We start from the raw sequence: 25786 nt of genomic DNA on the forward strand, positions 1-25786 counted from the left end.
CGTGGTAGATCGCACTCGAAGCGGTAGCCTACGGTTCGTAGCGAACTGGTTCCCCCATATCGTTGAAAGAAAAACTGAGGAAAATGTGGTGGCCATCGTAGTCTAGAACACGCAAGTCGTCGGATTCATCGAGGTCACCCATCACTACCGTGTAGTGCATCCCATACTTTTCTTTCACTTTATCGATGGGTACTTCATGTGCAATGAATTTTTTGATCCCTTTGGCATTCAATTTATCCACAAATTTTTTGTCGCCAAAAGAATCGTAGGACGTCAAAATCAAGATGGGACCGGTTCCTGTAAAAACGATTCCGGCTTTCATGGCCTTACCTCCCGCATTGTAAGTTGAAAGATTGGACCCCGTCTCTTTTTGTGGTTTCTTCTTTATTCTGAGCATCCTCGAGTGAGCTGTCAACATTATGGAATTATTTCATATAATGAAGCTGTGCAAGGGCCTGGATGATACCTCGTGGCATCAGCACAAAATTCAAGAACAGCCGGGGTGATAAGGATGCAGTTGCCAACCACGGCGGATTGCATGTGTCGTTGCCTTTACCATTTGAGGTTGCCCGCAGCAGTTACAATTAGCATGAATCTTAAATAGAAACGCGGTAGAGCGAAGCATACTAGGGAGTTTTATGGAACGGCCAAGCTATACCGATCTTCAGCGTCAAGTGAAAGAATTGCAGAAGATCGTCAATATGAAAGTCTACCCCCAGGAAATCCAGTTTGAAACCAGGGACTTGCTTTACTTTCGGTTGGACGGCGACTGGCATTTCGAATTGTTCCATAAACGGGTATGCGAGTTGACCGGATATGCGCGCGAGGACTTACTCAACCGGGCTATCAGCTGGTTGGACATGGTCCACCCGGATGACCGTCAAATGGTCATGGATGCCCGCGAAAAGGGGCTGCAAAATGAATCGTATTACCTTGCCGAGTGCCGCATCATAACCAAACAGGGAGAATTGAAATGGGTCAAGATGCGGGGCCCCATTTTTTCACAGCATGACGGCAGACTCCTGTTCATACAAGGTATACTGAATGACATCACCACTCAGAAAAACATGGAAATGGCTCTGGAGTCAGAGCACGAGATCTTTATATGGGTTGCCAACTGTCTGGAGGATGGAATCTACATTGTCTCGCATAATTACCGCATCCTCTTCATGAATGACGCCCTCATCCGCCTGATCGGGGATCACACCGGGGAAGTATGCTACAAAGCACTATTCGGTAGGGATTCAGTGTGCCCATGGAGCGTGATGGACACCATCAGGAAAGAAAAGTGCGGGTTCCAGGAATATCACCTGCCGAACCTGGGAAGGACCTACCAGGTCAGGAGCTTTCCCCTCAAGACTCGGGACGGATCCATCGGAAAACTCGGGCAGCTCAAGGACATCACGGAAACGAAAAAACTAAGATATGAGGTGGCGGAATTCACCGAACGTCATCAAGCCATTGTCCAGGCAGCCAACGTGGCCGACCTGGGAATATTCATTATCCAGAATCAAGGCCAAACCGAGGCCAAATTCCGCTATGCCAATGAAGCGTTGTGTCGCATGACCGGCTACACGGAACAAGAACTGCTGAACAAGACCATTGCCGACCTGGTTCCTCAACACCATGCAGCGGAAATTTTAAAGCGCTACCGGGACCGGCAGCGGGGCGAGAGCATTACCCATGCCTACGAGCTCAAGTTGGTCAAGAAGGATCGGACAACCATCAGCGCTCTCTTCAGTGTGGCCCTTTCCTCCCACGAAGGCCGAGTCGCCACAATCGGATTCGTGCGGGACATCACTGAAATCAAACGCCTGCAAAAATCACTGGAGATCTCCCAGCGCCTGGCCTCCATCGGCAAATTGGCGGCGGAAGTGGCTCACGAGATCAACAATCCACTGACCAGTGTGTTGACTTTTGCCAAGCTGGTCAACCGGATCCTGCAGCGGGAGCCTTTCCCCGAGAATCGCTTGGCTGATCTTCGCAATTTCGTGAACCTGCTGAATTCCGAAGCGAGTCGCTGCAGCGAGATTGCCAGAAATCTTCTGGACTTCTCCCGGCAATCAGAAATTGTCTTCAGCCAAACGGACGTTGTCACCATCTTGACTCGAACTCTCGATATCATCAAGCATCGGACGCAGTTGAATAAAATTGCAGTGGTCACATCCTACGAACCCGAGATCCCCCCCATCCTGTGTGACTCCAAACGATTGCAGCAGGCTTTCATGAATATCTTCTGGAATGCCATCGAGGCGATGCCGGAGGGCGGAAGGTTGAGCGTATCCGCAGCCTATGATCGAGACCGGGACGTCATCAAAATCGACATTGAAGACACGGGAGTGGGCATTCCCGAGGAGCATCTGGAAGAAATTTTCGAACCCTTTTTCACCACCAAGGCCGAAGGCAAAGGCGTTGGATTAGGACTTTCGGTGGCTTACGGAATCATCCGCCGCCACCAGGGCCAGATTCAGGCGGAAAGCGCTTTGCACAGAGGCACGCATTTCACCATCACATTCCAACCGTCCAAGGGGAACTGGACCGACCACAATCAGGACTTGCAACCAAACGGGTGTAGCCATGCATGAGGATGCAAAAATTCTGGTAGTTGATGACGAACCAATCGTCTGTCTCTCTTTAACCAATTGGCTCCAGGAAGAAAATTACCTGGCACGAGCCGTGCACGATGGTCAGAGCGCCATTGAGGCCATTGGCCAAGAAAATTGGGACATCGTGCTGCTGGACCTTAAGATGCCGGGCATGGACGGGCTGGAAGTCCTGCGGCGAATCAAAGAGATCGCGCCACAAACCGTCATCATCATGATGACCGCCTATGCCTCGGTACCCAGCTCCGTCCAGGCCATGAAGGAAGGGGCTTACGACTACATCGTCAAACCTCTGGACGTCGAAGAGCTCACCCTGATGCTCAAGAAGATCGTCGAGCACCAGCAGTTGGTCACGGAGAATATTCTGCTGCGCAAACGGCTGACCAAGCGTTACCGCTTCGGCGACATCATCGGCAAGAGTCCGCAAATGCTCAAGGTATTCGAGCTCATTGAAACGGTAGCCGATACCAACGCCACGGTGCTCATCACAGGGGAGACGGGAACGGGCAAAGAACTGGTCGCCCGTGCCATTCACACCAACAGTTCACGCCGTTACAGCCCGTTCATCGCGGTGAGCTGCGCCGCCCTGCCCGATACCCTGCTGGAAAGCGAGCTGTTTGGCTACGAAAAGGGTGCTTTCACGGGTGCGGATCGCATCAAAAAAGGCCGTTTCGAGCTGGCCCACGCGGGCACCCTGTTTCTGGACGAGATCGGAGACATCAGCATGAAAACTCAGATCAAGCTGCTGCGAGTGCTGCAGGAAAAAAATTTTCAGCGTCTGGGGGGCACCGAGCGCATCGACGTGGACGTGCGCCTCATCTCCGCCACCAATCGCAACCTGGCCGAAGCGGTCCAGGCCGGACAGTTCCGCAGCGACCTGTTTTATCGCCTGAACGTAGTCAACATCCACCTGCCGCCTGTGCGCGAGAGGAAAGACGATATTCCCCTATTAATCAGCCATTTTATGGAGAAATACAACGTCGAGTTCAACAAGAAATTCGACCGCGTCGAACCGGCCGCCCTGGATTGGATGCTCAACTACTCGTGGCCGGGCAACGTTCGCGAATTGGAAAACGTGATTGAACGGGCCACGGTAATCGATCAAGGTCCGGAATTGCAGGTGCGCCATCTGCCTTTCTGCAATCCCGAGCAAAGGGTCGCGCGGGAACCTGAAAGCCTCGCAGAGGTGGAGCAAAGGCACATTGCCAGAATGCTCCAACAAAACGACTGGAATGTTGCACAGACGGCTCGTGTACTGAACATCGACCGCAGCACCCTGCATAAAAAAATCAAGAAGTTCGGGTTGAAACGGCAATAGCTGAGCAACATGATCATCCGTCCCAGAATCATTTATGTGGTGCGCCTTGGCGAAGTTGAAGCGGAGCACCTCGTGGCCGTTTCGGAGAGCATTCAGGAGCACTTTGCGCTAGAGAGCAGGGTCATGGAAAACCAGGAGATCCTCCCCTGCACGCTGGATCACGCCCGCAACCAATACAATTCCAACCTGATTCTCAAAAAACTCCTCCAAATATGCCCCGCTGACGCACTTAAGATCCTTGGGATCACTAACTTCGACCTGTTCAGCCCGATTTTCTCCTACGTCTTTGGGGAAGCGCAGTTCGGCGGCAAAGGAGCCGTCATTTCAACCTTCAGACTGCGCGGGGACACCGACGGCAGAGTGCTCCCGGGATGTCCGCCGCTGTGCGACAGAGTGGAAAAAGAGGCCATTCACGAATTGGGGCATACCTTCGGTCTGCGCCACTGCGCCGACCCCGACTGCGTGATGCACTATTCGGTGGGTGTACAGTGCGCGGACCGCAAGTTCGCCTTCTTCTGCCGCGCCTGCCGTGAACTGATGCTGTGGCACATGGCCGCCGACCTGTTTCTGAAAGCCTGAGCCAACTCTCCTCCTCCCCCCTGGACCCTTCCGATACCCTCCCCGATTGCTGCCCCGCTCATCAAAACGAGACTCCTTATGTGGCATATTGCAACACCCTGTAGCGTTTTCCAGCGAGAAACATTTAATCGAGTAAAAGCCATGGGTTATATGTAAGGTGCAGGGACTGATGGTTTGCCAAGGTGGCAGATTGCCACACATGCACGCCCGGCTATTCCGATCAACTTCCGACAAAACTAAGAATTTATATAGCCATTTAAGCTACTTGGCTCGTCACAACAGGAGTGGCACAGGACTTGCTCAAGAGACGGGCGATACCGATTGGAGCCACGCAAGCAAGAAACTTGGAAGCATACCAGTCAACGCCAGGGAGGATGTGAGATGGGAGAAAAAATCAAGGTGAATCGATTCAAAGCGGTGCCAAACGGCGAGGAAAAGTGTATCTGGATGGAAGCCGGAGTCATCGATTATAAGCTGTGCAACCATTACTATAACTGCCACACCTGCTCCTTTGACAGAGCCATGAAAGAGACCGCCGACAAGAACGCTCTGGCCCGGCTGCAGGGGTTGCCGCCGAGCGGCAAGAAGGCAAGCATTGTTCCCTGGCAGGAAAAGATGAAAAAGCGCCAGGGGGTGGAGCGCAAGTGCCGTCATACGCTCACCGGCCGAGCACCGGACAGGCTCTGTCCATACGATTTTGAATGCCACAGTTGCCAGTTCGATCAGGTGCTGGAAGACGGCATGGAACTTCAGCTTCCCTATCACGTCAGCAATATCCCCCAAGTCGACGGGTACCGGTTGCCCGAAAGCCATTTTTTCCACCTGGGTCACTCCTGGGCAAGAGTCGAAGCCGGCGGCCGCATCCGCATCGGCCTCGATGATTTCAGCATGAAACTGTTTGGACCGGCCGACAACCTGGAATTGCCGCTGACCGGTGAACAGATCAAATTCAGTGAAGTCGGCATGGCTTTTAAGCGAGGCGGCAAAACGGCTTCCGTGCTCGCGCCCATCTCCGGCGTAGTGACGGCGGTCAATTATGAGACCGTCAAGGACCCGACCATCGTCAAGCAAGAACCCTACAATGACGGCTGGCTCATGGTTCTCGATCCGGTGGACATGAAAAAGAACCTGCAAGACCTCCTCTATGGAAAGGAGAGCACCGAATGGCTCCACGCAGAGCATCAAAAGCTGGTGGAGATGGTCAGTGAAGTGGGCGTGACCTATGCGGACGGCGGTGTGATCGAAGATGTGGTCGGCAGTCTGCCGGATCTGGACTGGAACCGTCTGACCCGCTCATTTCTGCGCACCTGACGGCGCACCCCACGACAGCGTGGGCTCAATGACCCGCTGCAGGAAGTGGCTCTGCCAAACTCGCAATGCAATGCCGGGGCGGGTGGCAGAGCCGCACCATTTTCTCCCCCCGTTGACGCATTTTTGTATGTGGAAAAAAGCCTCAAAAATTGCTAAAATCCCTCTCCTCGCCCGATTCATGAAGGTTTGAAACAATCTTCCAGGCGGTGCATACCGCATGCCGCAGTTCCTTCCACCCCAAAGCTGCTAAAAAAACCGTTAAGTATCAGTCCCATTGTCAAAGATTGTCTTAATTTAACTATATATTCTTGACGGAAGGGAAATATTTTGTTTTTATCGTGGCGGTTTGTTGGCGCCCCCGATGTGAAAAGTGTAACTTAGTCACTTACTCTCTTTCGCCGCTCCCCTATTCCTCTTCATGCAGTGCACTCCGAGGGCGCCAGGCAGGTGCATGCCGGTTCCGGCAGTGGGGATGAAGCTCGATAGTGCCTATTAAAAATATTCTAACATTTTGAGATGTCTTGATTTTATGTTTAAACAAAAGAGTTGTTTCAGCCTTGAAAGGAGATATGAGACAGTGTTATAGTTACACACTTTCTCCATGCCTGCCATTCGAACACCCCGGTCAGGTGAGAATAAATCAACAAAATGAGATACATACAGGAATGGGAATGATGGAAAAAAGAAAAGACGAGCAACTGAAAGCACAACCCGGAGGGAACGGTCATACCGTCGGTTCGGTCATGGTGGTTGGAGGCGGCATTGCAGGAGTACAGTCTGCTTTGGACCTCGCCAATTCCGGCTATTATGTCCATCTGGTCGAAAAATCACCGGCCATCGGCGGCGTTATGGCTCAACTCGACAAGACCTTTCCAACCAACGACTGTTCGATGTGTATCCTGTCACCCAAGTTGGTCGAAATCGGCCGTCACATCAACATCAACCTGCTGACGGCCAGCGAAATCGAGAGGGTGGCGGGGGAGCAGGGCAATTTTCAGGTCACTGTGCGCAAGAGGCCGCGCTACATCGACTTGGAAAAGTGCACCGCCTGCGGCGACTGCGCCGAGGTGTGCCCGGTCACCCTGACCAACGAATTTGAGCAGGGGCTGTCCATCCGCAAGGCCACCTACAAACCTTATGCTCAAGCTATTCCGAGCGGTTACATGATTGACAAGCGCGACCGCTCTCCCTGCACCAATGCCTGCCCCAACCAGGTGAACGCCCACGCCTACGTAGCGCTCATCGCGCAGGGCAAATACCGGGAAGCCATGGAAGTCATTCTGAAGACGCTGCCGCTGCCCGGGGTGATCGGCCGCATCTGCCCGCACCCCTGCGAAACCGCATGTCGGCGCGGCCAGGTCGATTCACCGGTGGCCATTTGCGCCCTCAAACGTTTTGTTGCCGACAAGGTGGACATTGAAGACCTGCCCATCCCCGAAATTGATAAGCGAGATGAGAAGGTCGCCATCATCGGTTCCGGTCCGGCAGGGCTTAGCGCAGCTCATTTTCTGGCGCTGGAAGGCTATCGGCCGACCATTTTTGAAGCATTGCCGGTAGCCGGCGGCATGCTGCGAGTCGGCATACCGGATTATCGCCTGCCTCCGGAAGTGCTCGACAAGGAGATCAGAGCCATCACCCGGTTGGGTGTCGATATCAAATACAATCAGGCTCTGGGCAAAGACTTCACCGTAGAGAGCCTGCTTGCGGAAGGGTACAAGGCGGTTTACGTCGCCATTGGAGCCCACCGCAGTCTGAAGCTCAACATCCCCGGCGAAGACGCTGAAGGGGTCATGCACGGTGTTGACTTTCTGCGCCGGGTCAATCAGGGCCGGCTGACCCGCGTGGACGGTCGGGTGGTCATTGTCGGCGGCGGCGATGTCGCCATCGATGCCGCGCGCGCCGCCCAACGTCTGGGAGCCAGCCAGGTCAGTATTCTCTACCGGCGCTCGTCCAAAGAAATGCCGGCACGCGAAAACGAAATCGAAGACGCTCTCGCCGAAGGCATCGACATTCACTATCTCACCGCCCCGCAACAAATCCTCACTAAAGACAACCGCGTCATCGGGGTGCAATGTGTCAGGATGGAACTGGGCGAACCTGATTCTTCCGGCCGTCGTCGACCCATCCCGGTTCCCGGCAGCGAATTCAGCGTGGAGAGCGATTTGCTGATCCCGGCTATCGGCCAGACTCCTGATTCCATATGCCTCGCGAAAACGCCGGGAGTGTGCCTGACCCGCTGGGGAACCATAGAAGTGGATGAGGTCACTTACGCCACCGGCAGGGAGGGCGTATTTGCCGGCGGTGATCTGCAGACCGGCCCCTGGGTGGCTATTGGTGCAGTGGCCCACGGCAGAGAGGCGGCCATCTCCATATCGCGCTACCTCAAAGGCCAAGACATGGCGACCGGGCGGAAGCGTCTCGAGCTTCCCCAGGAAAATTTTGTTCCCATCCCTGACAAGATCGAAAAGCGGGCTCGGGTGGAGATGCCCATTTTGCCAATGGCTCAAAGAAAAAGCGGATTTGCCGAGGTGGAACAGGGCTTGACCGAAGAACAGGCACTGGCGGAAGCCGCCAGATGCCTCAACTGCATGGCCTGTTCCGAGTGCATGCAGTGTGTCACCGCGTGTAAGGCCGGCGCCGTCGATCACACCATGCAGGAAGAAGTGGTCACCCTGCAGGTTGGATCGGTCATTGCCGCACCCGGCTTCAAACCCTTCGACCCGCAGGTCTATGACTACGGCTACGGCAGGTACCCGAACGTGGTCACCAGCACTGAATTTGAGAGGATCCTGAGTGCCTCCGGTCCCTTCGAGGGGCATCTGGTGCGGCCGTCCGACCACCAGCCTCCCAAGAAAATCGCGTGGCTGCAATGCGTGGGCTCGCGTGACATTCACCATGCCGCTCATGGCTATTGCTCGGGCGTCTGCTGCATGTATGCCATCAAGGAAGCGGTGATCGCCAAGGAGCATTCCGACTACCCCCTTGATACTGCTATTTTCTTCATGGACATGCGCACTTACGGAAAAGAATTCGAGCGCTACTACAACCGCGCGGAAAACGAAAACGGCGTGCGCTTCATTCGCTCGAGAGTCCACAGCATCGAGCCCGTCGAACCGGGGTCGGACGATCTGGCCATCGCTTATACCGATGAAAACGGCGCCATGCAGAGCGAAACGTTTGATATGGTAGTTCTTTCCATCGGCCTGGAAATTTCCAACGAGGGCAAAGAACTTGCCGCACGGCTGGGCATCGCCGTCGACCCGGACGGCTTTGCACAAACCAGCAGTTTTTCTCCCGTTGCCACTTCACGCCCCGGCATTTTTGCCTGCGGCGCCTTCGCCGGCCCCAAAGACATCCCCTACTCGGTGATGGAAGCTTCCGCCGCCTCCGCGGCTTCAGCGGCTTCCCTTGCGGATTCCCGCAATACCCTGGTGCATTCAAAGACCTACCCGGACGAATTGCAGGTGGGCGGTGAAGAACCGCGCATCGGGGTCTTTGTGTGCCATTGCGGCATCAACATTGGCAGCGTGGTGGATGTTCCCGCCGTGCGAGATTACGCCAAAACGCTGCCCAACGTCGTGTTCGTGGCCAACAACCTGTTCACCTGCAGTCAGGACACCCAGCAGTTGATGCGCGAAGCCATCGACGAGCATCGACTGAATCGCATTGTGGTGGCCGCCTGCACGCCCCGCACCCACGAACCTTTGTTCCAGGAAACCATTCGAGAAGCCGGCCTGAATCGCTACCTGTTTGAATTTGCCAACATCAGGGATCAGGATTCCTGGGTCCATCAGGCGGAGCCCGAAAAGGCCACGGAAAAGGCAAAGGACCTGGTTCGCATGGCGGTGGCCAAGGTGGCATTGCTGGAACCCATCGACCGGCTGCAGGTGGAGCTCAATCACAATGCACTGGTCATAGGCGGCGGCGTCGCCGGTATGAGCGCAGCGATCAATCTGGCCGATCAGGGATACCACACATACCTGCTCGAACAGAAAGATCAGCTGGGCGGACATGCCCTCAAGGTCAAACAGACCTGGAAGGGCGAGGACATTGCCGGGTACGTCAAAGATCTCGGCGAGCGCGTGGTGAGCCACCCAAAGATAGAGATCATCACCGGTGCCCAGATCAAGGAAGTGGGCGGATTTGTGGGCAATTTCTTCACCACCGTGGAAGCCGGCGGGGCAGCTCGCGAACTGCATCACGGAGTCGCCATCCTGGCCACGGGAGCTCATTCATTCAATCCTGAAGAATACCTCTACGGCCAGACGGAACGCGTGACCAAGTGGCACGATCTTGAGGATCTCTATGCCCGCGAACCGGAGCGCCTGGAACAGGCCGACGCCGTTGCCTTCATCCAGTGCGTCGGCTCGCGTGAGCCGCAGCGCCCATACTGCTCCAAAATCTGCTGCACCGCGTCGGTCCAGCAGGCAATTGAGCTGAAAACCCGCAAACCGGACCTGGATGTTTATGTTCTCTATCGAGACCTCAGGACCTACGGTCAGCGCGAGGAGCTCTATCGTAAGGCGCGTGAGCTCGGTGTGCTGTTTATCCGCTACACCTTGAACAACAAGCCGGTGGTCGAGAAGGCTGCCGTGGACGGCAGGGAGAAATTGAAAATCACCGTCACCGACCACATCCTCGGCAGACCCATTTCCCTGTACGTTGATCACTTGAATTTGGCTACGGCCATCATCCCCAGGGACCTGCAGACTCTTGGCAACTACTTCAAGGTTCCACTCACCGAGGACGGCTTTTTCCTGGAAGCGCACATGAAACTGCGCCCGGTGGACTTTGCCACAGACGGCGTGTTCGTCGCGGGTCTGGCCCACTATCCCAAGCCCCTGGAAGAATCCATCGCCCAGGCCCAGGCTGCCGCCGCCAGGGCGGCAACCGTGTTGAGCAAGCCTTACGTCGAGGTGGAGCCCATCGTATCGGCGGTGGACCAGGAACTCTGTATCGGTTGCGGATTGTGCGAAGCCTCCTGCCCGTTTGGCGCCATTCGGCTGGTCAAGGTACACGGCAAGGGCTATCGCGCCGAAAATATCTCGGCCTCCTGCAAGGGATGCGGCATTTGCGCCGCAGCCTGCCCGCAGAAAGCCATCGACATGAAACACTTCCGCGACCGTCAGATTCTGGCTGCGATTTACGCCGGAGGACGAGGCTAGCCAAAGATTCAGGCTGCGGGAGCTGAACCGCTGGCGGTTCCCGCAGCCTGCCGACAGTAATCATTGAGGGAGAGAAAACAAATGAGTGATGCCTTTGAAGCCAAAATCCTGGCCTTTCTGTGCAATTGGTGTGCCTATGCCGGAGCCGACCTGGCGGGCGTTTCCCGATTTCAGTACCCGTCCAGCCTGCGGGTCATCCGCACTATGTGCTCCGGCCGCGTCGATCCTCTCTATGTCATAGAAGGATTGAAAAGCGGATACGATCAAGTTGCGGTGTTTGGGTGACACATTGGTGACTGCCATTACCTGGAAGGTAATGTATACGCATCCAAGCGCATGAAAATGGTGGAAACATTGCTGGATATCTGCGGAATCGGCAGGCGGCGCATGGCCCTGCGCTGGGTCAGTGCCGCGGAAGGGCAGCTGTTTGCTGATACCGTCAAGGAACTGACTAAATCCACTCAAGAACTGGGACCTTTCGACGCGCAGGAGCACCGGCTGCAGCTGGCAGCCATTGAAGGCGCCCTGAAGTCTCCGCGCATCCGCTGGCTGACCGGCATGGATCGGCATCTGACAGAACGCGGCAACGTCTACAACGAGAAGATTGATCTGGAAACCTTTCAGAAAATGGAACGAGAGGTGGCTGAAGACGAATACCAGAAAGCCCTGCTGTTGGAAGCGCTCCGGGAGGGGCCGCTGTCGGTGCGAGAGATGGCTGCCAGAACCGGATTGCCCGTATACACGGTGTCGCTTAAGCTGAACGACCTGGAACGACGCGGGTTGGCTGATCTCAAGGGTTTCGAAGGATCTACTCCCAAATTCATAAGACTGGCGGCGTAGCTGCGTCGCAGTTCGAGTTGCGGGCCGCCGCGGGACGGCAGCCCTCGGGCACTCCCCGCATCAAGGGCCGGACAACTCGCAATATACGAACGCGAAGAGGGTGATTATGGCTAATACAAATAATGATCAGAAAAAAGGGGCCGTGCTGGTTGTCGGAGCAGGAGTAGCCGGCATGCAGGCATCGCTCGATTTGGCGAGTTCGGGTTATCTGGTGCACCTGCTCGACAAGTCCCCGACCATCGGCGGCATCATGTCCCAGTTGGACAAGACCTTTCCGACCAACGACTGTGCCATGTGCATCATTTCTCCCAAACTGGTGGAAGTGGGACGTCACCTCAACATCGATATTCACCCCAATACGGAAGTGGCTTCCATTGAAGGGGAAGCGGGCAACTTCGCAGTGACCGTTCAGACTCAGCCCCGCTATATCGATCTTGCCGCGTGCACGGCGTGCGGCCAGTGCCGACAGGTCTGTCCGGCCACCGCAGTGAATGAATTCAACCAGGCCCTCGATCTGAGGGAAGCAACCTACATGCGCTATCCGCAGGCGATCCCGCGCGGCTTCACCATTGACCGCGAGGTGTGCATCGGCTGCGGGCTGTGCGAAAAGGTGTGCCTGGCCGAAGCCATCCACTACGACGATCAGGCGCGTCAAAAGGTGCTCGAAGTGGGATCGGTCATCCTGGCACCGGGCAATGAGGTATTCGACCCATCGCGGTTTGACACCTACAACTACCTGAACTTTCCAAATGTCGTCACAAGCCTCGAATTCGAAAGAATATTGAGCGCCTCAGGACCCTATCGGGGTCACCTGATGCGCCCCTATGACCGGGAAGAGCCACATAAAATTGCCTGGCTGCAGTGTGTCGGTTCGCGCAATATCAACGCCTGCGATAATTCCTACTGCTCGGCCGTCTGCTGCATGTATGCCATCAAGGAGGCGGTGATCGCCAAGGAACACGCTCACGCCGATCTGGATACCGCCATCTTTTATATGGACATGCGCACCTACGGCAAAGAATTCGAGCAGTACTACAACCGCGCCAAGGAACATGGCGTGCGCTTCATTCGCTCGCGCGTCCATTCCATCGAGCCCGCAGGCGAATGTGACCTGAGGCTCAGTTACACCAATGAAAAGGGCGAGCAAAAAGAAGAAGTCTTTGACATGGTGGTCCTGTCGGTGGGCTTTGAAGTGGGCCAAGGCACTATCGAATTGGCCGAGCGGCTGGGGGTCGAGCTCAATGAGCATCACTTTGCGGTGACCGACGGGTTTATGCCGGTGGCCACCTCCAGACCCGGCATTTATGTATGCGGAACCCTGCAGGCGCCCAAGGACATCCCTCAGTCCGTTATGGAGGCTTCCGGTGCCGCCGCGGGCACCAGCGCCATGCTCAGCGAAATGCGCTGGACCGAGACACGCACCCGGGAACTTCCCCCGGAAAGAGACGTGAGTGAAGAGCCGCCGCGCATTGGTGTCTTTGTCTGCAATTGCGGCATCAACATCGGCGGCATCGTCGATGTCCCTGCCGTGCGTGAATATGCCCGTACACTCCCCAATGTGGTTCACGTGGAAGACAACCTGTTCACCTGCTCCCAGGACACTCAGGTGAGAATGGCGGAGGTGATCAAGGAAAAGGGCATCAACCGCATGGTGGTCGCCGCCTGCACCCCCCTCACCCACGAAGCGCTGTTCCGGGAGACGCTGCTGGAAGCGGGCATCAACAAGTACCTGTTTGACATGGCCAACATTCGCAACCAGGATTCCTGGGTGCACATGAACGATAAGCAGAAGGCTACCGACAAGGCCAAAGACCTGGTCAGGATGTCTGTGGCCAGAGCCGGCCTGCTCAAAGAACTGCACGAGAAAAAGGTCGAGATCAAGCAGAGCGGGCTCGTGATCGGCGGCGGGGTGGCCGGCATGAACGCGGCTCTCAACCTGGCCAGACAGGGATTCCAGGCTGTGCTGGTGGAAAAGGACAAAGAGCTTGGCGGCCTCGCCCGCAGAGTCTCCCACACCATAGAGAACCTCGATGTGCAGACATACCTGGACCGTCTCATCACCCAAGTAAAATCCGATGACAACGTTACCGTCCTCACCGAAGCCGAGGTGGTCGGGTTCAAGGGATACAAGGGCAACTTCACCACCACCGTGCAGCACGGCCCGGACAAAACCGAACAAACCGTCGAACATGGAGTGGCCATTGTCGCTACCGGGGCGCACGAATACCAGCCCAAGGAATTCATGTACGGTGAAAGCGACCGGGTCATGACCCAGCTGGAGCTCGACAAACTTCTGCACGAGCGGACCAACGGCAGTGATCCCGCCACATGGAGCAATGTCGTAATGATCCAGTGCGTTGGCTCGCGCAACGAAGAAAACCCCAATTGCAGCCGCATCTGCTGCCAGAGCGCGGTGAAACATGCCCTGCAGCTCAAGGAACTCAATCCGGAAATGAATATTTACATTCTCTATCGCGACATGAGAATGTACGGTTTGCTCGAGGACTACTATACTGAAGCGCGCAAGAAAGGTATCATCTTTTCCCGGTTTGAACTGGACAATCCACCCGTGGTGAACCGTAACGGAGAAGGCGTAGAGGTGACGTTCCATGACCACGTGCTGCAGCGGCCGGTTAAGGTTCCGGTGGATGCCGTGGTGTTGAGTGCGGCCACCCTTGCCAATGAAACCGATAGACTGGCCACCCACTTGAAGGTTCCCCGCAATGCTTACGGCTTCTTCATTGAGGCTCACGCAAAGCTTCGACCGGTGGATTTTTCCTCGGAGGGGATTTATTTGTGCGGCACCGCCCACAGTCCCAAGCTCATCAGTGAGAGCATCACCCAGGCTTTGGCCGCCGCTTCCCGCGCCGGCACCTTTCTGGCCGGCAAGACCCTGAGTGTCGGTGGAGCCGTAGCGCATGTGGACAAGACTCACTGTGCAGCCTGTCTGGTGTGCGTTATGAGCTGCCCCTACGGCGTTCCGCGGATCAACGAAGAAAACGTCTCCGAGATCAACGAAGCCCTGTGTCAGGGATGCGGGGTTTGTGTTTCCGAGTGTCCTGCAAAAACGATTCAGCTAAGTCATTATGAGGATGATCAGGTCCTCGAAAATGTGCATGCTTTATTGGAAGGAGTCATGTAATGGAACAGTTTGAACCGGTTATTGTTGCTTTTTGCTGCAGTTACTGAGCGTATTCTGCAGCGGACCTGGCAGGTTCCATGAGATTGAATTACCCAACGAATATCAAAATCGTAAAGCTCCCTTGCAGCGGGCGGGTGGACATCCTTCACCTGATGAAAGCCATGGAAGAGGGAGCCGACGGAGTTTTCGTTGCCGGTTGTCTGGAGGGTGATTGCCACTATCAGGCGGGGAATTTGAGAGCCAAAAAGCGGGTGGCGTACGTTAAGGAAATCCTGGATAAGATTGGTGTAGGGGGAGAACGTGTCGCCATGTATAATCTGTCCGCAGGTCAGGGTCCCAGATTCGCTGAAATTGCCCGGGAGATGACCGAAAAGATAAAAGCCCTGGGGCCCAGCCCTATCAGGATTGCCAAAAGGAAGGCCGCGGGAAGGCCTACGACGGAGGAAGCTGCATGATTATCGCCAAACCGAAACCCATCGAAGAGATCATCGAACTGGTCAAGGATCTCAAAAGCGTACTCGTAGCCGGCTGCGACGGTTGTGTGACCGTTTGTGAAGCCGGCGGCATGAAAGAAGCTCAGGTGCTCGCATCGGCGTTGCGCATGTACTTCAGACAACAGGGCAAAGATGCCAGAGTGGACGAAACCAGCCTTACCCGTCAGTGCGATCGCCCTTACATCGCTCAGCTCGATGATCAGATCGAAAAGTACGATGCGGTGGTTTCGCTGGCATGCGGTGCAGGAGTGCAGTTTTTGGCGGAACGATTCTCCAAGAAACCCATTTTCCCGGGAGTAAACACCTGTTTCATCGGGGTTACCGAACAAAAGGGAGAATGGACTGAGCGCTGCCAGGCCTGCGGCGACTGCATTCTGGCGACCACCGGCGGCATTTGCCCGATCGCCCGCTGTTCGAAGCGCATGGCGAACGGTCCATGCGGCGGCTCTTCCAGCGGCAAGTGTGAAATCAGCAAGGAAACGGCCTGTGGCTGGCACCTGATCTACGAACGACTGAAAGAACTGGGGCAGCTGGATCGTTTTGAGCGGCCGAACGACCCCAAGAATTGGGCCACCAGCAGAGACGGGGGACCCCGTAAGATCATCAAGGAGGTTTCACAGGTATGAGCACAAACAACTCCGCTAAGACCCCAAGTAAGCTGCAAAAGATCATGGATGCAGGACACTTCGGCGTTACTTCTGAATGTGGGCCTCCGCGCGGTGCTGACGGCAGGATAGTAGAAGAAAAGGCCAACCTCATCGGCGATTATGTAGATGCCATCAATGTCACCGACAACCAGACGGCGGTGGTTCGCCTGTGCAGCCTGGCGGCATGCATCCGCATCAAGCAGATGGGCTTCGAGCCCATCCTGCAAATGGTCAGCCGGGATCGCAACCGCATCGGCATGCAGGCGGACATTCTCGGCGCCGCCTCATTCGGCATCCATAACATGCTGTGCTTGACGGGCGACCATCAGAGCTTCGGCGACCATCCCACCGCCGTCAATGTGTTTGATCTGGATTCCACCCAGTTGATCCAAACGGTAAAAATGATGCGCGATGAAAAGAAGCTGCTGAGCGGCTTCGAGATGAAAGTTGCGCCGGAAATGTTCATCGGCTGCGCGGCCAACCCCTTTGCCGACCCCTTCGAGATCCGCGTGGCGCGCCTTGCCAAGAAAATTGCCGCCGGCGCTCAATTCATACAGACCCAATGCATTTACAATATGGACAAATTCAAACTCTGGATGCAGCAGGTGGTGGATCGCGGATTGCACGAAAAGGCGCATATCATGGCCGGCTTGACCCCGATGAAATCCCTCGGTATGGCCAAGTACATGAAAAACAAGGTGCCGGGAATGGATGTGCCCGATTCGGTGATCGAGCGGTTGGCCGGGGTGCCCAAGGACAAACAGGCCGAGGAAGGCATCAAGATGTGCATCGAACAGATCCAGGAACTCAAGGAAGTTGAAGGGGTTCGGGGATTTCACATCATGGCCATCGAATGGGAAGAAAAGGTGCCCGAAATCGTCAAGGGCGGCGGACTCTACCCGCGACCGAAAGTGGACTAGAAAGCTGACCGGCCCTGAAGCGGGGCCGTCGGTCCATCCGTAAACACGGAACTCCGCGCCGTCAGAAGAATGCAGCTCAGGGCTTCAGCCCTGCGTTATTTGGCGAGCCCGACAGGCTGTTTTTTCAGCCGTGTCGGGCTCGTTCTTTTTGTTGTGGTCCGACCTCTATTTCCCGATCTCACTCATACTTCTCGGCCATGCCCACTGAAGTCGGCATCCAAAAGGTAGCGGTAACCCGCCGGGGGTCTCGCGCCTTGGCGTTGTTTCCCCGACATGGCAGGGGCACATCGGGAGGATTGTCAAATGGGAATTGGCTTTGAACCGCTTTCCGGCCCCCGCAGCAACGCCCCCGAAACGTAGCTGACCAGCGACCAGATGCCTGATCCCGACAGGTAATTTTCTATCGACCGATCGAACAAAACAGAGAGCTTGGGACTGAATTCTTCATCCCCCTCCCAGAGCAGATAATAAAGGGCCACCCGCGGAAACGGCAGCAGCATGTACGCCGCATCCGCCATATCCCGAGCTTTTCCGTCCAAAAACTGCGCCGCCCGTTTGAACCCGTCGAGATCGTTGCCGTAGCGATCGAGCAACGCCTCGGTTTTCAGGGCATGCCGCCCTTTGAAATAGTGCGCTTCTTTGAGATCCTGCGGACCAACGATGTCTTTTCCGAGGGGATACAATCCATTGACGTGGTTCAGATACAGCAGAGTCACCAGCTCCAGGAGTGGATCGTCGAGCCTGATCCAGCCTTCCGGGTGCAATCGCTTCAGGCAACGACTCCCTATGTCAATCAGCACATCGTCGCGCAGGCAGCGAAATGTCATGCCTTCCGGGGGATGCGGGCTGAACAGGGTAAAGTTACACAAGTCGGCGATGTTCTTGCTCTCCAGGCTGTCCCAGTATTCGGCCGGCACCTGGATGGGCGTCTTGTTGTGGGTCAGAGCCGGCGGCTGTTCTTGCCTCCTCCGCTCTTGCATGGCCAGAAAACCCCGGCTGAAGGGATAAGGACCGGCAGTGAAATGATCGCAGGGAAACGAGCTGCAGTCTCTCATACAGTAGTCAAGGTTTTTCATGCTGGCACAGGCAAGAATGGGGCACACGCCGCCGAGTATCCTCTCCTGTGCGGCGAGTTTCTGCCTGGCCAGCAGGCTCTTTCCCGACCCGCAGCTGGAACAGATTTCCATCAGTTGCAGCTTGCACACATCGCAATTGATACCGCACGCACCCGTTGCCATGAACTACTGGGCCTCCTTGATTTACCGTTTGAGGGTGAGAAATTTCATTTGCGTCGCCTGGAATTCTGAAGGGATTCATCACGTGAACCGCGTGCCGAAACCCTTGCCTGCATCGCCTGTTCTCCTCGATGGACTGAAAGCAGGATGGGTAGAGCGAAGCGAAACCCATCACCAATCCTTGGCATCATTGTATCCGGAGGTGTGCTCGTGTCAACTGGAGAGACAGGCCTCAGTGTATTGCAGGGAACCGAAACCGTCGCCACGAGAAGTTTGCCTGATAACCGGCAAAAAGAGCAGATTGCCGGCAAGTATTCTATTGGCACGGCATTGTTATTGGCATATTGTCTCGGCACACAACACACGAAAGGATGGTATGCCTCCTCATATCATCAAACGGCTCCACAGCTGGGTAGCGCGTGTACCCGGTTGCTGGCTTTGGCTTCCGACCTGACCGTATCCCCGGCCTGGGGGGGGGGCGGCTGGGCCGGCACCGGCATGGCGGCCCATCACCTTCAACTCGAACCCGGATGCCATATGAACCTGCCCGGGAATCAATCCCCCAGCAGCAACTGGTATGCTGGAGGAAGCACCGCGATGCTTCTCATCCGATACATCAAGCCGTTCGTGTAGTCAGCGACATAGAGCTCGCCGGCTTCATCCTCGCCGAAAGTGGCGACCAGAAAGCTCGTATCCAGCAGCAACTGGCTGGACCATCCCGCGCCTTTCCTGCGCAGTCCCCAAATTTTTCCTGTCGAAAAATCCGCGAAGAAGTAAGCTCCCGTCATGGCCGGGTATGCTTTCCCCCGGTAGACATAGCCGCCGGTCACAGACCTCCCCACGGTGTGGTCATAATGGTGGATGGGAGCAACATAGCCGGTTGGCTCCACACAACCGGTCGGAGGACTATAGCAGGCAGGCCCTTCCAGAAAATTCCAGCCGTAATTGGCGCCTCCCAGACTGCCTGCAGCCTGCAAGTCAATTTCTTCATAGGTGGCCTGACCGACATCACCGATATAGAGATCACCGGTAACTCGATCGAAGCTGAAACGCCAGGGATTCCTCAGACCCAGAGCCCAAATCTCTTCCCGGTATCCCTGCAAACCGACGAACGGGTTGTCGGCTGGGATCTTGTAGGCTGCATCGGCGCCGGGCCCCGACTCCACGTCAATGCGAAGGATCTTGCCAAGCAGCGAAGAGCCGTCTTGACTGTTCGTTCCGCCGCCCCCACCGTCACCGGTGCCGATATAGAGATACCCATCCAGCGGACCGAAAGCCAGTTGCCCCCCATTGTGGTTCAGATAGGTTGGATGGGGCAGGGTCAAAATGATTTCCTCACTGGCTGCATCGGCAATGTTGGGATTTACCGAAACGGAATACCTGGCAACGACGTTGTCCCCGTCAAGGTTGGTGTAATAGATATAAAAATATCCTTTCGAACTGAAGCCTGGAGGAAAGGCCAGGCTCAAGAGTCCCTGTTCTCCGTCTGTCAAAATTTTGCCTGAAACATCCACAAAGGCATCTGCAAAAACCCCATTGTCTGCGAATATCTTGATTCGACCTTGTTTTTCTACAACGAAAATCCTTCCCGAGCCGTCGCCCGCATGGGTTATGAAAACCGGTTGAACCAGATTGCCGGCGACCAGTTCCAGGTCGATCGGCGCCATAGCCTCTCCCTGACCCCGTCCAAGCGTCAGGAGGAAAAGCAGAACCAGATAATGTATTGCGATCCGTGTCATTTCTTTAATCACTCAACCTTTCCCAGACGAACCCAACCTCTTCTTCAGGCTTTTGCTAATCAGTGCAAGGCACCCAGTCAACGGGCACCGGTGAGCTTGCGACCATTCTCATCTGCACCGGCGGCTGTGGCTGATGAATGACACATCAACCCGCTTGAGGTCATTTCAATCAGCTCACCTGGCCCACCTCTCCCCGCCCACCCTGTAGTGCAGTGCCTCCATGCATATCGGCGATTGACTTTGATACCAACGTAAGCCATTATTTTTTTAAGCGTCAGCGCTTACTTACGGGAGGTGATCAAGGCAAAGCTCGGGCAGGATCGTAAGACCTTGCGAGGAAAGAAACTCTTGGAGACGATGGAGGTTTTGGCTGAGACGTCCTACAGATTGGCTCAGGAGGAGGGAAATGGGTCACTTCAAAATTCCCGTCGTGTGCCTGGCAAGGTGTCTGACCTGCGCTCTTGGACTGTTGATTCAGAGCGCCGTTTGCCATGGGCCGGTTGTTCTCGCAGCACCTGTCGAGGCGCATGATGCTCCAAAATTGGAAGGGTGTTCGGTTTTTCCGGCAGACAACATCTGGAATGTGCCGATCGATACGCTGCCGGTGGACCCCAATTCAGCAGCCTATATAGCGACAATAGGAGCCGGAGAACCCGTTCATGCGGACTTCGGTCAGGGTCCGTTGGAAGGCGGCCCCATCGGTATCCCTTATGTGACGGTGCCGGGCATCGAGCCCAAGGTGGCCGTTTCGTTTCTCTATGATGATGAAAGCGACTCCGGCCCCTATCCCATCCCGCCGGATGCGCCCATCGAAGGAGGCTCAGAGAGCGATGGCGACCGCCACATTTTGATTCTAGAGCGCGACAACTGCATGTTATACGAACTGTTCGACGCCCGGCCACAGCCCGATGGCAGCTGGACGGCCGGGTCCGGGGCAATTTTTGATCTCAAATCCAATGCTCTTCGCCCCACCGGATGGACTTCGGCGGATGCAGCCGGTCTGCCCATTTTGCCCGGCCTGGTGCGCTACGATGAGGTGGCCGCAGGAGAGATCCGGCACGCTCTTCGCTTCACCGTTCCAAAGACGCGCAGAGCCTACGTCTGGCCGGCGCGCCACCATGCATCCAGCTTGACCGGATTACAGTATCCGCCCATGGGGCAGCGCTTCAGGCTCCGCCCGTCCTTTGACATCACGGCCTTTTCTCCCGGAGTCCAGGTGATTTTGCGCGCCCTCAAAAAATACGGCATGATGCTCGCCGACAACGGCTCTGCCTGGTACCTTTCGGGAGTGCCCGATGAGCACTGGGACAATGATGAACTGCGCCAGCTGGGCCGGGTGCATGGCTCCGATTTTGAAGCGGTCGACGTTTCTTCTCTCATGGTGCACCCCGATTCGGGACAGACCAGGGTCGGTCAATCTGTGATCATTGATCATACCTGTACCGACATTGACAAAATCCCCCGCTATTGGATCAGTAAAGCCAGAACAGATTTTCGCATTGCTTACGGTCATACTTCCCACGGCAGCCAGATCGTCACCGGCATGGAAACGCTGCAGTCAGCTCTTGGATCCCTCTATGCTTTCAACTATGACGGCAGCGCAGGCGCATTGTCGCTGCACGACTACCAACCCGACGAAGACCTGGGCAATCCCGACCGCACCACCTGGGCCACCAGGACTCGCGCCCTGCTGAATACTCCCGGCAATGACCGCAACCTCATCATGTGGTCCTGGTGCGGGCAGGTTTCCAGCTCCACGGAAGGCGACATTAACACCTATCTCAACCTCATGAATCAGCTTGAGTCCGACTTTGCAAATGTCACTTTCGTCTACATGACAGGGCATCTGGACGGGAGCGGCGGGAACGGCAACCTGCATTTGAGAAACAATCAGATACGCGACTATTGCCGGGCCAACGGCAAAGTGCTGTTCGATTTTGCCGACATCGAAAGCTACAACCCCGAGGGCAGCGCTTTTCTCCCTCTCGGCGGGGACGATGCCTGCGACTATTGGGGAGGGAACTGGGCCGACCAGTGGTGTGCCACCCACTGGGGATCTCCTTTGTGCGCCGGGTGCGGCTGGGAGGACTGCTGTGCCCATTCGCGGCCCCTAAACTGCAACCTCAAAGGGCGGGCATTCTGGTGGCTGCTGGCGAGGCTTGCCGGCTGGGACGGCCGGACCTTCCAAGCCAAGGGCAACCTCGGCATCCATCTGCTGCTGGAATAGCGATGATTAAAGGATCGACGATATCCTCCCCCCGCTTCATCGCATGGCACGTTAATTGCCCTTTTTGACGGCAGGTGAAGCGCACAATGAACCATTTCATGGGGGGCTGTTTCATGGCGTTTACATCTGAAGTGAATGGAGTGCCTTGCATGGCTTGTAGAGACCGAGTCAATGTTTGGAGCGAGCTGCCGTATCCGCAATTCAAATCGAGTGACAACAAACCAGCGATGCGTTCATGCACATGAAAACACATCTCGATTGTATACCCTGTTTGATTCGTCAGGCCCTTAACGCAGTTCGGATGGTATCGGCAGATGCCGTGCAGCATGCTTCGCTCATGCGCCAGGTGTTGCACTGGGCGGGTGAGATGGACCTGCAGCAACCGCCTCCCGTTATGGCTCAGCGCATTCACCGGCAACTGCGCACGATCACACGAGAAGAAGACCCCTACCGGGTGGCAAAAGCGCATCAGAATCACATGGCGCTGCGTTTACTGCCCGAACTGAGAGCTCAACTTGAATCCGCATCAGACCCATTGGAACAAGGGGTACGGCTGGCTATTGCCGGAAATGTGATCGATATGGGCATCAACGGCCACGTGACCGAAGCCGATTTGCGCCAATCAGTCAACCAGGTTCTGGACGATTCTTTCTCCGGGGATCTAAACGTTTTCCGGGCAGCCCTCAGCACCGCCAGAAACATCCTATACCTGGCGGATAATGCTGGAGAAATCGTTTTTGACCGGGTGCTCATCGAACAACTTGGAACGGAACGGGTGACCTTGGCAGTGCGCGGCTTTCCCGTCCTCAATGACGCCACAAGAGAGGACGCACAAAGCGCGGGGCTGCACGGAATGGTTGAGATCATCGACAACGGTTCTGATGCACCTGGTACGCTGCTTGAGCAGTGCAGGGAAAGCTTTGTTCGGCGCTTCCACCAGGCTGATTTGGTCATTGCCAAGGGGCAGGGCAACTTCGAAACCCTCAGTGAGGAAACGCGAAACATTTTTTTTCTGTTTAAGGTCAAGTGTTCTGTTATCGCCGCACATACCGGCTTTCCAGTTGGCACCCATGTGCTCGGACAGAGCGGTGCCATGGCGTCTTGCGGAAAACCGGCGGTTGTAAGCGAAATGTGAGCACAGGCATGGCAAACCTCATTCGCCGGAATCGATCTGCATCCACAGAGCAAGTCTATTGGGGGCAGAAGGTTCCCAACTCAAAACGCCCTTACAAAAGGAGAAGATCATGAATTTGGGACATTTCAAAGGCTCGCTGTGTTGTGTCATGGTTTCGGTCCTTTCCTGTCTGCTGCTTTGCGGAAACCTTTTTGCCGCTGACCAAAGCTGCATGTACTGCGGCATGGAACGAGCCAGTTATGAGCACTCCTGGGTCATTATCGAACATGAGGACGGCTCTGTCGAAGGTTTCTGCTCAGTGCACTGCGCTGCCATCGATATGGCTTTGCACACGGACAAGCCGGTCAAAAGGGTTACCGTCGGCGACTACAACACGAAGCAGCAGATCGATGCGGAAAAGGCTTATTGGGTAATCGGCGGCGACGTTCCAGGAGTAATGACGGCAAGAGCGAAATGGGCCTTTGCAGATAAGGATGCGGCGGACAGTTTTATATCACAGCACGGTGGCAAGACGGCCAATTTTGATGAAGTCATGAAGGCCTCGTTTGATGACATGTACAATGACACGCTGATGATCCAAAAGAGACAGCGAGAAATGAAGACGAAACAAGAGGGAAAAAGCTAGCGGCCAATGCATGCCATCGATTGGAGACAATTGTCTCTCTGTTTACCGACAAACCGACCTGCGGGGCGATCTGCTCGCCCCGTTCCAGTTTGGCTTCTTATAAATATCGTCTTCTCCCATAGCAACCGGGCGGAGTGGGGGGCCCCGCCCTTTGGTGAGCGGCCTCGCTTGCACCCCATCCTTTCGAAAATCGACCAAAATCTCAAGACTCCTGGCGGACAGGCAAGACATGTGCACGGCGTCAACGTGATATATCGATACACCGATGCCCGTTTCTCCCTCTTTGGCGACCTCACATGACAATCTACGATGCCCCTCCTGGATGAACCACTGCGGAGCCGCACGTGCCTACCGACGTTATCTCAACCCTTGATGATTCGCAAAACATCGAGGGGACAGGAAGGATCCTGAAACCGCGCCCAAGGATTTGCCTGCACAGGGGTTGAGTGCAGACCATGCCGAATTGCCGACAAGTCAGAACATTGAATTCGTTTCACCTGCCCCATGAGCGATATTTGGGTTGCCTTATTGGGTGGAGCGCAATATTTTCTGATCAGCGCTTTTTGTAATCCGGGCTTGGTTTTGAAAATGTCGATGGGTTGTGTCTTGCGCAAGGTATGGCTCAACTCATTTGTGCTGCTTTCCCCGCATTGAGGGGAGGAGCCGCCTGCTCAGGGAACAGCTCTGGAAAACATGCGCTCAATCTATCACCGCCAAGACTTCAGGATCAGCAGATGAAACGCCTCTTTCAAGTGTTTAATTCCATCATCGACGAATACGGAGCGAAGGCCTTCAGCGCCTTACTGCTTTTTGCCGTGACAGGCATCCTGCTGCTGATGGTCGTTATCTTTTCCTACAGCTCACAATCTGCCTGGCTGCATGCCCTGTGGCAGACCGATTACCTGCAGGAGTTCCTTGGTTTCATCACCCTGCTGGGGCGGCATGCGGGCTATTGGATACTGCGCATTGTTCCGCTCCTGGCGGCACTGGCCGCCTGTTATTTGGTCGGAAGACGATTACTGACCGCCGCAGACGATCCCCTCTTCGCACCCAAAGTCACGTTCCTTTCGCTCATGTTTTTGACCCGCATTGCCTGGGACGTCCCTCTGACGCGCGCCATTTTTGGAGAGATATTTTTTGATACCTCGGGAATCTCGCAGGTGATTGCCATCATCATGCTGGTCGGGCTTGCCACCAATTTTCTTCAGTATCTGAGCCTGGAAAAGGAACACCGAATTTTCCTTGAAGCCGAACAGCAGATCATCGGCATCGATCCGGAAGCCAACGACTGGCTGGTTCGTATCGATCACATCATGAAACCCAGGCACAGTGTTCTGGCTCAAAAATGGAACAATCTGAGGGACGTCTTCGAATATACCCTGCACGCCGATTATGAAACCCTGATGGCTTTTCCCAACCAAAGAGAATTTCTCAAGGAATCCAAGGTTTCCTTCATCATCAAAATCCTCCCCCTGCTGGGTATGATCGGCACGGTCCTGGGATTTACTCTCGCCGTTACCGGGATGCGCGATGCCGCCACCAGCATGCAGGATTTCAGCTCCTTTAAAGGAAATATGCTGGAGGCCCTGGGAGGCATGAAGAACGCTTTTTTGACCACATTGACCGGTATGGTGGGAATGGTCATCGTCATGTGGATCAACTCCCTGATAGAAGAGAGCCGCAGGCGCATTCTGCTGGCCGAAGATGAGTACCTCTACATCACTTTTTTCCTGCCCTGGCGCAAGCACCACCTGAAGACGAACGAACCGGATGTCTGAGTCGTTGCATATTCCGGCGAGGATTGAA

The 25786-nt window shown here is 55.4% G+C and carries 16 protein-coding genes and 2 pseudogenes; 15 read left to right on the forward strand and 3 right to left on the reverse strand.

The window, feature by feature from the left end; translation table 11 throughout:
* Window positions 1-28: 28 nt before the first annotated feature.
* Complete coding sequence (locus tag K1V27_RS04330; protein WP_258928306.1) at window positions 29-322, reverse strand: hypothetical protein; 294 nt, start codon at window positions 320-322, stop codon at window positions 29-31.
* A gap of 316 nt (window positions 323-638) precedes the next feature.
* On the opposite strand from K1V27_RS04330, the gene K1V27_RS04335 reads away from it, so the two are divergent.
* From K1V27_RS04335 to K1V27_RS04390, 11 genes and pseudogenes are all read left to right on the forward strand, one after another.
* Window positions 639-2585: a PAS domain-containing sensor histidine kinase gene (locus tag K1V27_RS04335; protein ID WP_258928307.1), complete on the forward strand. Its 1947-nt coding sequence runs from the start codon at window positions 639-641 to the stop codon at window positions 2583-2585.
* The gene (locus tag K1V27_RS04340; protein WP_258928308.1) at window positions 2578-3921 is read left to right on the forward strand and encodes a sigma-54-dependent transcriptional regulator; all 1344 of its coding nucleotides are present in this window, start codon (window positions 2578-2580) and stop codon (window positions 3919-3921) included. The genes K1V27_RS04335 and K1V27_RS04340 overlap by 8 nt, the downstream gene beginning before the upstream one ends.
* Window positions 3922-3930: 9 nt before the next feature.
* Complete coding sequence (locus K1V27_RS04345; RefSeq protein ID WP_258928309.1) at window positions 3931-4500, forward strand: archaemetzincin family Zn-dependent metalloprotease; 570 nt, start codon at window positions 3931-3933, stop codon at window positions 4498-4500.
* A gap of 381 nt (window positions 4501-4881) precedes the next feature.
* Window positions 4882-5811, forward strand: coding sequence for a glycine cleavage system protein H (locus tag K1V27_RS04350; RefSeq protein WP_258928311.1), 930 nt, complete (start codon window positions 4882-4884; stop codon window positions 5809-5811).
* A 674-nt stretch (window positions 5812-6485) separates the two neighbouring features.
* On the forward strand, window positions 6486-10976 hold the full coding sequence (locus K1V27_RS04360; RefSeq protein WP_353740528.1) for an NAD(P)-binding protein: 4491 nt from the start codon (window positions 6486-6488) through the stop codon (window positions 10974-10976).
* Between the two features lie 81 nt (window positions 10977-11057).
* A pseudogene (locus K1V27_RS04365) lies at window positions 11058-11453 on the forward strand (hydrogenase iron-sulfur subunit); the annotation flags it as partial.
* A gap of 150 nt (window positions 11454-11603) precedes the next feature.
* Window positions 11604-11816 (forward strand): MarR family transcriptional regulator, encoded by a 213-nt coding sequence (locus tag K1V27_RS22665; protein ID WP_258928572.1) that lies wholly within the window; start codon window positions 11604-11606, stop codon window positions 11814-11816.
* A gap of 106 nt (window positions 11817-11922) precedes the next feature.
* Window positions 11923-14958, forward strand: coding sequence for a CoB--CoM heterodisulfide reductase iron-sulfur subunit A family protein (locus K1V27_RS04375; RefSeq protein WP_258928313.1), 3036 nt, complete (start codon window positions 11923-11925; stop codon window positions 14956-14958).
* Window positions 14958-15413 (forward strand): hydrogenase iron-sulfur subunit, encoded by a 456-nt coding sequence (locus K1V27_RS04380; protein WP_258928315.1) that lies wholly within the window; start codon window positions 14958-14960, stop codon window positions 15411-15413. The genes K1V27_RS04375 and K1V27_RS04380 overlap by 1 nt, the downstream gene beginning before the upstream one ends.
* Window positions 15410-16078: a methylenetetrahydrofolate reductase C-terminal domain-containing protein gene (locus K1V27_RS04385; RefSeq protein WP_258928316.1), complete on the forward strand. Its 669-nt coding sequence runs from the start codon at window positions 15410-15412 to the stop codon at window positions 16076-16078. Before K1V27_RS04380 ends, K1V27_RS04385 begins: the two co-directional genes overlap by 4 nt.
* Window positions 16075-17019 (forward strand): methylenetetrahydrofolate reductase, encoded by a 945-nt coding sequence (locus K1V27_RS04390; RefSeq protein WP_258928317.1) that lies wholly within the window; start codon window positions 16075-16077, stop codon window positions 17017-17019. The genes K1V27_RS04385 and K1V27_RS04390 overlap by 4 nt, the downstream gene beginning before the upstream one ends.
* Before the next feature lie 299 nt (window positions 17020-17318).
* Here K1V27_RS04390 and K1V27_RS04395 read toward each other — a convergent pair whose 3' ends face one another.
* Together K1V27_RS04395 and K1V27_RS04400 are read right to left on the reverse strand one after the other, a co-directional pair.
* Entirely contained in the window at window positions 17319-18257 is a 939-nt protein-coding gene (locus K1V27_RS04395) for a DUF3786 domain-containing protein (RefSeq protein WP_258928318.1), read from the reverse strand.
* A gap of 551 nt (window positions 18258-18808) precedes the next feature.
* On the reverse strand, window positions 18809-19921 hold the full coding sequence (locus tag K1V27_RS04400; RefSeq protein WP_258928319.1) for a PQQ-dependent sugar dehydrogenase: 1113 nt from the start codon (window positions 19919-19921) through the stop codon (window positions 18809-18811).
* A gap of 478 nt (window positions 19922-20399) precedes the next feature.
* Here K1V27_RS04400 and K1V27_RS22730 point away from each other — a divergent pair.
* The 4 genes and pseudogenes from K1V27_RS22730 to K1V27_RS04420 all read left to right on the forward strand — a co-directional run.
* Window positions 20400-21401 (forward strand): annotated as a pseudogene (locus K1V27_RS22730) (hypothetical protein); the annotation flags it as partial.
* A 1060-nt stretch (window positions 21402-22461) separates the two neighbouring features.
* Window positions 22462-23355: a damage-control phosphatase ARMT1 family protein gene (locus K1V27_RS04410; protein ID WP_258928322.1), complete on the forward strand. Its 894-nt coding sequence runs from the start codon at window positions 22462-22464 to the stop codon at window positions 23353-23355.
* A gap of 109 nt (window positions 23356-23464) precedes the next feature.
* The gene (locus K1V27_RS04415; protein ID WP_258928323.1) at window positions 23465-23980 is read left to right on the forward strand and encodes a nitrous oxide reductase accessory protein NosL; all 516 of its coding nucleotides are present in this window, start codon (window positions 23465-23467) and stop codon (window positions 23978-23980) included.
* A 734-nt stretch (window positions 23981-24714) separates the two neighbouring features.
* Window positions 24715-25758, forward strand: coding sequence for a MotA/TolQ/ExbB proton channel family protein (locus K1V27_RS04420; protein WP_258928324.1), 1044 nt, complete (start codon window positions 24715-24717; stop codon window positions 25756-25758).
* Window positions 25759-25786: the final 28 nt, after the last annotated feature.

Origin of the sequence: Desulfoferrobacter suflitae, assembly GCF_022603395.1 — a bacterium.
Classification (GTDB): Bacteria; Desulfobacterota; Syntrophobacteria; order Syntrophobacterales; family Syntrophobacteraceae; genus Desulfoferrobacter; species Desulfoferrobacter suflitae.

Bases quoted from the DNA above. Each gene is read 5' to 3' on its own strand.
- K1V27_RS04350 (WP_258928311.1), top strand. From the start codon at position 4,882: ATGGGAGAAAAAATCAAGGTGAATCGATTCAAAGCGGTGCCAAACGGC.
- K1V27_RS04340 (WP_258928308.1), top strand. From the start codon at position 2,578: ATGCATGAGGATGCAAAAATTCTGGTAGTTGATGACGAACCAATCGTC.
- K1V27_RS04360 (WP_353740528.1), top strand. From the start codon at position 6,486: ATGGAAAAAAGAAAAGACGAGCAACTGAAAGCACAACCCGGAGGGAAC.
- K1V27_RS04420 (WP_258928324.1), top strand. From the start codon at position 24,715: ATGAAACGCCTCTTTCAAGTGTTTAATTCCATCATCGACGAATACGGA.
- K1V27_RS04385 (WP_258928316.1), top strand. From the start codon at position 15,410: ATGATTATCGCCAAACCGAAACCCATCGAAGAGATCATCGAACTGGTC.
- K1V27_RS04390 (WP_258928317.1), top strand. From the start codon at position 16,075: ATGAGCACAAACAACTCCGCTAAGACCCCAAGTAAGCTGCAAAAGATC.
- K1V27_RS04345 (WP_258928309.1), top strand. From the start codon at position 3,931: ATGATCATCCGTCCCAGAATCATTTATGTGGTGCGCCTTGGCGAAGTT.
- K1V27_RS04330 (WP_258928306.1), bottom strand. From the start codon at position 322: ATGAAAGCCGGAATCGTTTTTACAGGAACCGGTCCCATCTTGATTTTG.
- K1V27_RS04335 (WP_258928307.1), top strand. From the start codon at position 639: ATGGAACGGCCAAGCTATACCGATCTTCAGCGTCAAGTGAAAGAATTG.
- K1V27_RS04375 (WP_258928313.1), top strand. From the start codon at position 11,923: ATGGCTAATACAAATAATGATCAGAAAAAAGGGGCCGTGCTGGTTGTC.
- K1V27_RS22665 (WP_258928572.1), top strand. From the start codon at position 11,604: ATGGAACGAGAGGTGGCTGAAGACGAATACCAGAAAGCCCTGCTGTTG.
- K1V27_RS04395 (WP_258928318.1), bottom strand. From the start codon at position 18,257: ATGGCAACGGGTGCGTGCGGTATCAATTGCGATGTGTGCAAGCTGCAA.
- K1V27_RS04400 (WP_258928319.1), bottom strand. From the start codon at position 19,921: ATGGCGCCGATCGACCTGGAACTGGTCGCCGGCAATCTGGTTCAACCG.
- K1V27_RS04415 (WP_258928323.1), top strand. From the start codon at position 23,465: ATGAATTTGGGACATTTCAAAGGCTCGCTGTGTTGTGTCATGGTTTCG.
- K1V27_RS04410 (WP_258928322.1), top strand. From the start codon at position 22,462: ATGAAAACACATCTCGATTGTATACCCTGTTTGATTCGTCAGGCCCTT.